We start from the raw sequence: 11,906 nt of genomic DNA, 5'->3' as shown, positions 1-11,906 counted from the left end.
TCAATTCTAATTCATGATGTTTTAGGAAAAACAATCAAAATGATTGATGAAGTAAATTCAAATCAAACACAAATAAACACATCTGAACTTTCTCAAGGTGTTTATATGATTGAAATCACTACTAATGACGGATTAAAAGAAGTTAAGAAATTAATTATAAAATAATTAGTTATAATTTTATAAAAGCTCCAAAAACATAAATTTTTGGAGCTTTTTTTATTAAAATACTTTTTTTAGTCTATAAAAAGATGCAATACATCGAATATTTTTACAGATTAAGTTGATATTTTTTTTTCTATTTTTTTTCTATTTATATTGCTACATTATTTGTCCCCACAAATCTACCTAGGTTACTTTTAACCTATTTTTTTATGGCATAAAATCAAATTTATGTTTATGAAAAAAATTTATATTATAGTTTTTTTATTATTATCGTCAATTACATTTAGTCAAAATTTTGATTCATTTGCTAGTGGAATCAAAATAAGCAATACCGTTTATAACACAACTGGAAATGGTGTAAACCAAATTAATCCAAATCCAAGCGCCACCTTATTCAATGGTGTTAATCTTGGTTCTTTTGGACAAAATTCTACTTGCGCAAGAATTACAGGAGGTGAAATTAAAACATGGAAAACTTCTTTAGGAAATGTTTGTAGTGCAAATTTATATTGGAGAGTTTATCCATCAAGCGCATCACCAACAGGAAGTTTTAATACTATCCCTCTAAGCACAATTTCCGATTGTGATACTTCAAATAGCACCTTTTTTGATGGACTTGGACCATGTTCAAATGGTGATCAAAAATGGAAAAATTATTCTACAAATGTAGACTTTATTTCAAGTTTACTTCCTGGAAATTATGTCTTAGAAATCTACTATGATTTTACAGGTTCTGATGTAAGTGCTTCTACTTGTGAAACCACAAAATACATTAGTAATTTTGGCAATAATTTCAAAGCCAATTTTACAATTTCTAATCCATCATGTGCTCCAACTGTATCGCCTACAACTGTTTGTGAAGGAAATACAATTTCATTAACTGCAAATCCAACCAATGGAGTTGCTCCGTACACTTTTTCATGGACAGGACCAAACGGTTTTACATCAAATAATGAAAATCCAACATTAGTTGCTACTTTAGCAAGTGGTGGAGTTTACACTTTAACAGTTACGGATTCATGTGGTGCAACATCTACAACACAAAACACACAAGCTGTAACGGTTACTCCTAAAATTGACCCCGAATTTGAAGGATTGAACCCTGGTTTATGCCGATTTGGAACGCCTCCTTTTTTACCTAATTTATCATCAAATGGAATTTCTGGAACATGGAATCCTGCAACTGTTGACAACTCTGTAGCAGGTGTTTTTAATTATACTTTTACTCCTGATGCTGGACAATGTGCCAATATTTTTGTTCAAACAATATTTGTGGTAAATAATGTCATTCCAAGTTTTACTTTACCGACAACAATTTGTCAAGGTTCAACTCCACCTAACTTAAATGGAACTTCAAATAACGGAATTGTAGGAACTTGGAGTCCATCAACAATTAGTAATTCAACATCTGGAACTTATACTTTTACGCCAAATGCAGGACAATGTGCTACTGTTAGAACTATTAATATTAATGTGATTCCTAATACAACTCCAACATTTACATTACCATCGTCAATTTGTCAAAATGCTATTGCTCCACTTCTTCCTACAACATCAAACAATGGAATTAATGGAACTTGGAATCCATCCATAGTAAGTAATACTAATTCTGGAACTTATACTTTTACACCTAATACAGGACAATGTGCAACCAACACAACGGTAACAATAACTGTTAATCCAAACATAACTCCAACATTCAATCCTATTGCTCCTATTTGTGAAAATGTAACAGCTCCAATACTTTCAACAACTTCTAATAATGGAATTACTGGAACTTGGAATCCATCAACAGTAAGTAATACAACATCTGGAACATATACTTTTACTCCTGATGCTGGACAATGTGCTTTACAAACAACTCTTAATGTAATTGTAAATCCAAATATAACTCCAACATTTGACCCTATACCGAATGTATGTTATCAAACTACAGCTCCAACACTTCCTACCACATCAAATAATGGAATAACTGGAACTTGGAATCCATCAATAGTAAGTAATACTGCATCTGAAACTTATACTTTTACTCCTACTGCAGGATTGTGTGCTTTACCTGTTTCTATCACAATAACTGTTGATATAATTAACCCAACATTTGATCCAATCACTCCTATTTGTGAAAATGGAACTGCACCAATACTTCCAACGACATCAAATAATGGAATTACAGGAACTTGGAACCCAACAACTGTAAGTAATACTGCTTCTACAACATATACTTTTACTCCTAATGCAGGACAATGCGCTACAACAACTACATTAAATGTAACCATAACTCCAAATGTAACTCCAACATTCAATCCTATTGCTCCAATTTGTGAAAATGGGTTAGCTCCAACTTTACCATTAACATCAAACAATGGAATTACTGGAACTTGGAATCCTTCAACAGTAAGTAATACTTTATCAGGAACATATACTTTCACGCCTGATGCTGGACAATGTGCTTTGCAAACAACTATTGATGTAATTATAAATCCAAATATTACTCCAGCATTTAGCCCAATTGCTCAAATTTGTGAAAATGGATTGGCTCCAATTTTACCATTGACTTCAAATAATGGAATTACTGGAACTTGGAATCCTTCAACAGTCAGTAATACTTCATCAGGAACGTATACTTTTACACCTGATGCAGGACAATGTGCAACAACTACTACTTTAAACATAACAATAAATCCAAATATAACTCCATCGTTTAATCCTATTGTTCCAATTTGTGGAAATGGATTAGCACCAATTTTACCATTAACTTCAAATAATGGAATTACAGGAACTTGGAATCCATCAACGGTTAGCAATACTGTATCTGGAACTTATACTTTTATACCAAATGCTGGACAATGTGCAGTTACAACTTCATTAAATGTTGTTGTAAATCCTAATATAACGCCTACATTTGATATTATACCTCCTGTATGTTATGGTTCAACAGCTCCTATTTTACCTTTAATCTCTAATAACGGAATTACTGGAACTTGGAATCCTTCAACAGTAAATAATACTTCCTCTGGAACTTATACTTTTACACCTGATTCTGGGCAATGTGCTACATCAACTTCAATATCGGTTACGATAAATACAATAACTCCTACTTTTGATACGATTGCGCCTATTTGTTATGGATCAACTGCTCCAACGCTTTCTACAACTTCTAATAATGGAATTATTGGAACTTGGAATCCTTCAATTGTGAGTAATACTACTTCTGGAACTTATACTTTTACACCAAATGCAGGACAATGTGCTGTTGAAGTCTCAGTAACTATTAATGTAAATTCTATAACTCCAACATTCAGTTCTTTTGCCGATGTTTGTTATGGCTCAACAGCTCCAGTACTTCAATCAACTTCAAATAATGGAATTATAGGAATTTGGAATCCATTGACTGTAAGTAATACTGCTTCTGGAACTTATACTTTTACACCTAATGCAGGTCAATGCGCAATTGAAATTTCTATAACTATTAATGTAAATTCTATAACTCCAACATTTGATACAATAGCACCTATTTGTGAAAATGGAACAGCACCAACTTTACCATTAACTTCTAACAATGGAATTACTGGAACTTGGAATCCATCAACAGTAAGTAATACTGCTTCTGGAACATATACTTTTACTCCAAATGCTGGACAATGTGCTGTTACAACTTCATTAAATATTGTTGTAACTCCTAATATCACTCCAACTTTTGATGCCATTGCGGATGTTTGTTATGGTTCAACTGCTCCAATATTCCCTTTAACATCAAATAACGGAATTACTGGAACTTGGAATCCATCGACAGTGAGTAATACAACATCTGGAACGTATATTTTTACTCCAAATGCTAGTCAATGCGCAACAACAGCTTCGATTTCAATTAATGTAAATACTATAACTCCAACATTTAATGCCATTGCAGATGTTTGTTATGGTTCAACTGCTCCAACATTACCATCAACTTCTAACAATGGGATTATTGGAATTTGGAATCCATCGACAGTAAGCAATACGACTTCTGGAACTTACACTTTCACACCTAATACAGGTCAATGTGCGGTTGAAGTTTCTATAACTATTAATGTAAATTCTATAACTCCAACATTTGATGCATTAGCACCTATTTGTGAAAATGGAACGGCACCAACGTTACCGTTAACTTCTAACAATGGAATTATTGGAACTTGGAATCCATCAACAGTAAGTAATACTGCTTCTGCAACTTATACTTTTACTCCTGATGCTGGACAATGTGCGACAACAACTTCATTAAATATTGTTGTAACTCCTAATATCACTCCAACTTTTGATACTATTGCGGATGTTTGTTATGGTTCAACTGCTCCATCATTACCTTTAACATCAAATAATGGAATTACTGGAACTTGGAATCCATCGACTGTCAGTAATACAATTTCAGGAACTTATGTTTTTACGCCTGATGCAAGTCAGTGCGCAACAACTACTTCAATTACAATTAATGTAAATTCAATAACTCCAACATTTGATACAATAGCACCTATTTGTGAAAATGGAACAGCACCAACGTTACCATTAACTTCAAACAATGGAATTATTGGAACTTGGAATCCATCAACAGTAAGTAATACTACTTCAGGAACTTATACTTTTACGCCAAATGCTGGACAATGTGCTGTTACAACTTCATTAAATATTGTTGTAACTCTTAATATCACTCCAACTTTTGATACTATTGCGGATGTTTGCTATGGTTCAACTGCTCCGTCATTACCTTTAACATCAAATAACGGAGTTACTGGAACTTGGAATCCATCTACAGTGAATAATACAACATCTGGAACGTATATTTTTACTCCAAATGCTAGTCAATGCGCAACAACAGCTTCAATTATAATAAATGTAAATACTATAACTCCAACATTTAATACTATTGCTGATGTGTGTTATGGTTCAACTGCTCCAATTCTTCCAACAACTTCAAATAATGGAATTACTGGAACTTGGAATCCATCGACAGTAAGTAATACTGTATCTGGAACTTATACATTTACTCCTGATGCTGGACAATGCGCCACGACAACTTCAATTTCAATTAATGTAAATTCAGTATCGCCAACATTCAATCCAATTGGAACTATTTGTTATGGTTCAACTGCTCCAACACTTCCAACTACATCTAACAATGGAATAACAGGAACTTGGAATTCACTGGTAAGCAATACCACTTCAGGAACTTATACATTTACTCCTGATGCTGGACAATGTGCGACAACAACTTCAATTTCAATTAATGTAAATTCAGTAACTCCAAACTTCTTTGCAATTGCTCCAATTTGTGAAAACGCAACTGCTCCAATACTTCCTACATCATCAATTGAAGGCATTACTGGAACATGGAATTCAACAGTAAGCAATACAATTTCAGGAACTTATACTTTTACTCCAGATGCTGGGCAATGCGCAACAACTACTACTATAAATGTAATTGTAAATCCTAATATTATACCAACATTTACTTTAATTGCTCCAATTTGTTCGGGCTCAACTACTCCAATTCTTCCAACAACTTCAAATAATGGAATTATAGGAACTTGGAATTCAACAGTGAGCAATACATCAAGTGGAACTTATACATTTACACCAAATGCAGATCAATGTGCAACAACTACAACTTTAAGTGTTATTGTAAATCCTAATATTACACCAACTTTTACTGCAATGGCTCCAATTTGCTCAGGTTCAACTGCACCAACACTTCCAACTACATCTAATAATGGAATTATTGGAACTTGGAATTCAACTGTAAGTAATACTTCAAACGGAACTTATACATTTACTCCAAATGCTGGACAATGTGCAACAACAACAACTTTAAATGTGGTTGTAAATTCATCTCCAACAGATTTAGATATTTCAGTTTCAGATGTATTTAATCAAACCTCACAAGGCATCATAGTAATAAATGGAGTTACTAATGGTGTTTCTCCTTATGCTTATAGTTTAAATGGAGGTTCTTTTTCTAATTCAACAACTTATTCAAATTTAGCTCCAGGAAATTACACAATAACTGTTCAAGATTCAAATGGTTGTGAATATGAAGAAAGTGTAACAATAATTTCTAATTGTATGTTTCCAAATGGAATTTCACCAAATGGAGATACTAAAAATGACACTTTTAATTTAAGTGGATGTAATGTAAAAAAATTAGAATTATTTAATAGATATGGAATGAAAATTAATAGTTATAAAAACTATACTGACGAATGGTTTGGTAGAGCTTCAAATGGTGATGATTTGCCAGAAGGAACTTATTTCTATATTGCAGAAATAACAGATGGCACTACAAAAACAGGATGGGTTTACGTAGCAAGATAAAAAAAAGCTTCTCAGTTGAGAAGCTTTTTTTATTTATTCAAATACCAAATACTGAAATTTAAAATCATTGCAAAACTTACCCAAGCTAAATATGGTATAAGTAAATATCCAGCAATTTTGTCAATCTTTTTAAATTGAGAATACGTTTCAAAAATCATTAATAACAAAAGAACTATTTCAATCAAAGCTAAAAATGGATTATGTAAATAGAAAAAAATAAAAGACCAAAGTGCGTTTAATCCCAGTTGAATAATAAAAAATCTAAATGCTTTTTTTACATTTTCTTCATCCGATTCCATTTTGCTCCAAACAATTCCGCCTGCTACACCCATCATTATAAATAAAATTGTCCAAACTGGTGCAAATATCCAATTTGGCGGATTGAAAACGGGTTTCACCAATGTTGGATACCATGTTGAGATACTTTCACGTGTTACCATTCCCGATAAATAACCTATTACCAAACAAGTCATTACAACTAAACTGATTCTGAGAATTTTTTGCATTTGTTTAAAATTTTCACAAATATAGTAAACAAAATCATTTCGTTTTTCTAAAATAAGTATCTTTGTTCAAAATTTAGAACCTATGTCATCCGAAAAGGATTTTATTTACACTTCAAACAATAGTGAAATTACTAATGGATTTTTTGAATGGACTGCACCAAGTAACATTGCATTAGTAAAATATTGGGGTAAAAAAGAACATCAAATTCCGGCAAATCCATCTATTAGTTTCACATTAAACCATTGTAAAACAATCACAAAATTATCATTTGAGAAAAAAAACACTTCATCTGAAATCAGTGATAGTAAAAGTATATTTTCATTTGACTTATTATTTGAAGGAAATTCTAAAGAAGAATTCAAACCAAAAATTCAAAAATTTTTTGAGCGAATTGAAGTTTATTGTCCCTATTTAAAAGAGTATCATTTTACGATTGATACAAAAAATACTTTTCCGCACAGTTCAGGAATTGCCTCTTCGGCTTCAGGAATGGCAGCTTTGGCGATGAATATAATGAGTTTGGAAAAAGCGTTAAATCCTACAATTACAAATGATTTTTTCTATCAAAAAGCTTCATTTCTTGCAAGATTAGGTTCTGGAAGTGCTTGTAGAAGTGTAAAAGGTAACATTGTAGTTTGGGGTAAACATGATGAAATAAAAGAAAGTTCCGATTTATTTGGGGTAGCATTTTCATCAGAAGTACATTCAAATTTTAAGAATTATCAAGATACAATCTTACTTGTGGATAAAGGTGAAAAGCAAGTTTCTAGCACAGTTGGACATGATTTAATGCACAATCATCCATTTGCCTTACAAAGATTTTCGCAAGCACATCACAATTTATCGGCTATGAAATCCGTTTTAGAAAATGGAAATTTAGATGATTTTGTTAAAATAGTAGAAAGTGAAGCATTAACTCTTCATGCTATGATGATGACTTCGATGCCCTATTTTATTTTAATGAAACCAAACACTTTAGAAATAATAAATAAAATTTGGAATTATAGAAATAGAACAAAAATTCCAGTATGTTTCACACTTGATGCTGGGGCAAATGTTCATGTTTTGTATCCCGAAAACGTTAGAGTTGAAACATTGCAATTTATTCAGGACGAATTAGTTGGCTATTGTCAAAATGGTCAGTATATTTGTGATGAAATTGGATTAGGTTCACAAAAATTATAATTTATCATTAGCTCAAATCGAATATGAAAGGACCATTATTTTACTCAAAAATTCTTCTCTTTGGAGAATACGGAATCATCAAAGATTCTAAAGGTTTATCTATTCCTTATAATTTTTATAATGGCGCATTAAAAGTTGATGAAAATCCATCTTCTGAGGCCATAAAATCTAATGAAAGTTTAAGAAAATATGTTGTTTATTTAGAACAATTGCAAAATGAACAACCAGAATTAGTGCGTTTTAATATTGAACTTCTAAAATCTGATGTAGAACGCGGCATGTACTTTGATTCAAGTATTCCACAAGGATACGGAGTAGGAAGTAGTGGTGCATTAGTAGCAGCAATTTATGATAAATATGCCGACAATAAAATCACGGTTTTAGAAAATTTAACTAGAGAAAAATTACTTCAATTAAAAAATATTTTTTCTCAAATGGAATCTTTTTTTCATGGAAAAAGTTCTGGTCTTGATCCATTAAATAGTTATTTGAGTATTCCAATTTTAATAAATTCTAAAGATAATATTGAAGCTACAGGAATACCAACTCAAAGTACCAACGGAAAAGGCGCAGTATTCCTTTTAGACTCTGGAATTGTGGGCGAAACCGCTCCAATGGTTAACATTTTCATGGAAAACTTAAAAGACCAAGGTTTCCGAACCATGCTTAAAAATCAATTTGTAAAATATACAGATGCTTGTGTAGAAAACTTTCTTGGTGGTGATTTAAAATCATTGTTTTCAAATACTAAAAAGCTTTCAAAAGTAGTTTTAAATAATTTTAAACCAATGATTCCTGAACAATTTCACGGAATTTGGCAAAAAGGAATTGACACTAACGACTACTACCTAAAACTTTGTGGTTCTGGTGGTGGTGGCTATATTTTAGGTTTTACTGAAGATTTAGAAAAAGCTAAAAAATCTCTTAAAGATTATAAATTAGAAGTCGTTTATCAATTCTAATTTATCAATCATGCTTAGCCGACAATCCAAACATACTATAATGAAAATTATCAGTATGTTTTCTGTGGTGCGCGGTTATAATATTCCAATAATTGCTTTAGCTCAATACCTTTCAGCCATTTTTATTTTGGCTCCAGAAAAACGTGCTTTAGATGTACTCTTAGATTTTAACCTCTTTATTATTGTCATCGCATCTAGTTTAACCATTGCTTCTGGATATATTATAAATAACTTTTACGACAGTAAAAAAGATTTAATCAATCGCCCTAACAAATCAATGATTGACCGATTGGTAAGTCAAAAAACAAAACTTCAAGTTTATTTCACTGTAAATTTTCTTGTAGCAATTTTAGCTTTTTTTGTTTCCTTTAGAGCCGTTCTATTTTTTTCTGCTTATATTTTTTTGATTTGGTTTTACTCTCACAAACTTAAAAAATATCCTATAATTGGTAATCTAACAGCTTCTTTGCTTGCCGTTCTTCCTTTTTTTGCCATACTTCTATACTACAAAAATTTATATCCACAAATTTTTGCACATGCAAGTTTCCTGTTTCTCCTAATTCTAATCAGAGAAATTATTAAAGATTTAGAAAACATAAAAGGCGATATTGCCAATGATTATTTGACAATTCCAGTAAAATATGGTGAAGAATTTGCCAAAAAAACTATCACTGCATTGACAATCGCAACAATAATTCCAGTTTACTTTTTAGTAGAAATTTACGACGTTGGCTACATGGATATTTATTTCTACATAAGCTTAATAGTACTTATATTTTTTCTGCTTTTACTTTGGAAATCAAATAGTAAACCACATTATTTACAACTTCATAATATTCTAAAATTTTTAGTAGTTTCAGGAGTTTTTTGTATTGTACTTATCAATCCACAAGTACTAATTCATGGAAAAACATTACTCAAAATTTAGAGCGAATCATTAGTAATTCTTGTAAGCCATATTCCTGCTGTCCGCACTACACGGTAGTTGCTTCCATCAGGGCTAAAGAGTAAACAATTTTGAATAAATTCAGAATTTCAAAATACTATTCTTCTTTATACCAACTCGAATACATGACATAATTATTGGAAATACGTTCAATTTCCCCAGCAAAATCTGATGCGTTAATATCTTTAACCTTCTTTGCAGGAACTCCAGCATAAATAGTTCCAGATTCTACAACAGTATTTTGAGTAACAACTGCACCAGCAGCAACGATTGCATTACTTTCTACAACACAATTATCCATAACAATTGCACCCATTCCTATCAGAACATTATCATGTAAAGTACAACCATGAACAATGGCGTTGTGACCAATTGATACGTTATTACCAATATTAGTAGGATGCTTTAAATAAGTCGCATGAATAACTGCTCCATCTTGAATATTAACTTTATTACCTATTTTAATGTAGTGAACATCACCACGGATAACAGCATTAAACCAAACACTACATTGAGAACCAAATTCTACATCTCCTATAATAGTTGCATTTTCAGCTATATAACAATCTTCTGGAATTTTCGGAGACTTTCCGTTTACGGTTTTTATTATCATAAGTTTTAAAAAAAGAATCCCGACACTTTCACATCGGGATTATATTATTTCATTTATAATTAGTTCACTGCTGGACAGTTACAGTGGTATTTCTCTGGTTTGCAGAACAAGTTGATTCCAAGTGTAATTTGATGAAATCCTCCGTCATCAAACTTTACATTGCCTAACAAGTGTGAATAAGTGTAAGACAACATATAATTCTTGAAGTTAAATCCAAGTATTGGTGTAATGTATTGTAACTTTTGTGTTGCCACTGAGTTGCCTTCAACATACTGTGCACCATCTAAACTTCTTCTATACGATAATCCACCCCAAAGTGTACCTGTTTCTAATGCTTTGTATGCTTTTACGTTTAAATCAATCAATGATTCTTTTGTTTGACTAATATATTGAAACATAAATGATGGTTCCCACATTAAAGTTTCACTATCTCCAAAGGTGTATCCTGAGTTGATGATGACGCGTTTTAAATTTACAGGTTCTCTATCTGTATAAAGTTTACGATCGCTCGATAAAGCATTCTTTACAGTAGCATGTACATAAAAATCTAAATAATTATAACTCGCTCCAATATCAACATTAAAATACATCGCTCTTTGCTCAATAGTACCATCAATTGCAGGATCATAATCAGGGTTTGCTACATAAAATGATGTCTCATCTAATAAACTTTGTGCAAATCCTGCACTCATACCAAATGATAACTGATTCAAATCAACATTATCTCTAGAAAACATCAAGTGATGCGCATAAGTCAATCGAGCTCCTTTTTGTGAATGATATCCGTTTTTGTCGTTTATCAAAATAATTCCTGCTCCTGAACGCTCTCCTACACTTCCATTAAAACTCAAAGTCTGTAATGCGGGTGCATCTTCTTGTCCAAACCATTGTTGTCTGGCCGTTAGTCTTACCTTGGCACAATTTGCCGCACCTGCCATCGATGGATGCAATAAATAATAATTATCTGATAAATAATCAGAATATACAGGTAAAACTTCCTGCGAAAAAGATTGCTTTGCTACAAATAGGAATACTACTAAATAAAATTTCTTGAAATTCATCGATATTATCTTTTTAATGAGAAATGGGCTTTAAATTGTTTTGTTTTTGATTGTTCTATATAATCTACACTAAACCAATAATCAGTTGATGGTAGTGGTTGTCCATTAAAGGTTCCGTCCCATCC

General features: G+C 32.0%; 9 protein-coding genes. 5 read left to right on the top strand and 4 right to left on the bottom strand.

Annotation, left to right across the window (positions count from 1 at the left end):
* Positions 1 to 3: 3 nt before the first annotated feature.
* Both Q0049_RS16670 and Q0049_RS15820 read left to right on the top strand, forming a co-directional pair.
* Positions 4 to 165 carry a T9SS sorting signal type C domain-containing protein gene (locus tag Q0049_RS16670; protein WP_367179000.1) on the top strand — a complete coding sequence of 54 codons (162 nt, stop codon included), beginning with the start codon at positions 4 to 6 and terminating at the stop codon, positions 163 to 165.
* 231 nt (positions 166 to 396) lie between these two features.
* Complete coding sequence (locus Q0049_RS15820) at positions 397 to 6,507, top strand: gliding motility-associated C-terminal domain-containing protein (protein WP_298121957.1); 6,111 nt, start codon at positions 397 to 399, stop codon at positions 6,505 to 6,507.
* Positions 6,508 to 6,536: 29 nt separating this feature from the next.
* Here Q0049_RS15820 and Q0049_RS15815 read toward each other — a convergent pair whose 3' ends face one another.
* The gene (locus Q0049_RS15815) at positions 6,537 to 7,013 is read right to left on the bottom strand and encodes a TspO/MBR family protein (protein WP_298121953.1); all 477 of its coding nucleotides are present in this window, start codon (positions 7,011 to 7,013) and stop codon (positions 6,537 to 6,539) included.
* A gap of 82 nt (positions 7,014 to 7,095) precedes the next feature.
* On the opposite strand from Q0049_RS15815, the gene Q0049_RS15810 reads away from it, so the two are divergent.
* The 3 genes from Q0049_RS15810 to Q0049_RS15800 are packed head-to-tail and all read left to right on the top strand — an operon-like array spanning position 7,096 to position 10,089.
* The gene (locus tag Q0049_RS15810) at positions 7,096 to 8,199 is read left to right on the top strand and encodes a diphosphomevalonate decarboxylase (RefSeq protein ID WP_298121950.1); all 1,104 of its coding nucleotides are present in this window, start codon (positions 7,096 to 7,098) and stop codon (positions 8,197 to 8,199) included.
* A gap of 23 nt (positions 8,200 to 8,222) precedes the next feature.
* Complete coding sequence (locus Q0049_RS15805; protein WP_298121947.1) at positions 8,223 to 9,161, top strand: mevalonate kinase; 939 nt, start codon at positions 8,223 to 8,225, stop codon at positions 9,159 to 9,161.
* 10 nt (positions 9,162 to 9,171) lie between these two features.
* Complete coding sequence (locus tag Q0049_RS15800) at positions 9,172 to 10,089, top strand: geranylgeranylglycerol-phosphate geranylgeranyltransferase (protein ID WP_298121945.1); 918 nt, start codon at positions 9,172 to 9,174, stop codon at positions 10,087 to 10,089.
* A 115-nt stretch (positions 10,090 to 10,204) separates the two neighbouring features.
* Here the strand turns inward: Q0049_RS15800 and Q0049_RS15795 are convergent, their stop codons facing one another.
* From Q0049_RS15795 to Q0049_RS15785, 3 genes are all read right to left on the bottom strand, one after another.
* On the bottom strand, positions 10,205 to 10,720 hold the full coding sequence (locus Q0049_RS15795) for a gamma carbonic anhydrase family protein (protein WP_298121942.1): 516 nt from the start codon (positions 10,718 to 10,720) through the stop codon (positions 10,205 to 10,207).
* Positions 10,721 to 10,779: 59 nt separating this feature from the next.
* Positions 10,780 to 11,781, bottom strand: a complete 1,002-nt coding sequence (locus Q0049_RS15790; RefSeq protein ID WP_298121940.1) for a type IX secretion system membrane protein PorP/SprF — start codon at positions 11,779 to 11,781, stop codon at positions 10,780 to 10,782.
* 5 nt (positions 11,782 to 11,786) lie between these two features.
* A partial coding sequence (locus tag Q0049_RS15785; protein WP_298119197.1) for a T9SS type B sorting domain-containing protein occupies positions 11,787 to 11,906 on the bottom strand: 120 nt, incomplete at its 5' end.

The sequence above is a fragment of the Flavobacterium sp. genome (assembly GCF_027484205.1).
Lineage (GTDB): Bacteria > Bacteroidota > Bacteroidia > Flavobacteriales > Flavobacteriaceae > Flavobacterium.
Note: the sequence above shows the minus strand (reverse complement) of the source record. Positions and strands in the feature narration are given on the sequence as shown.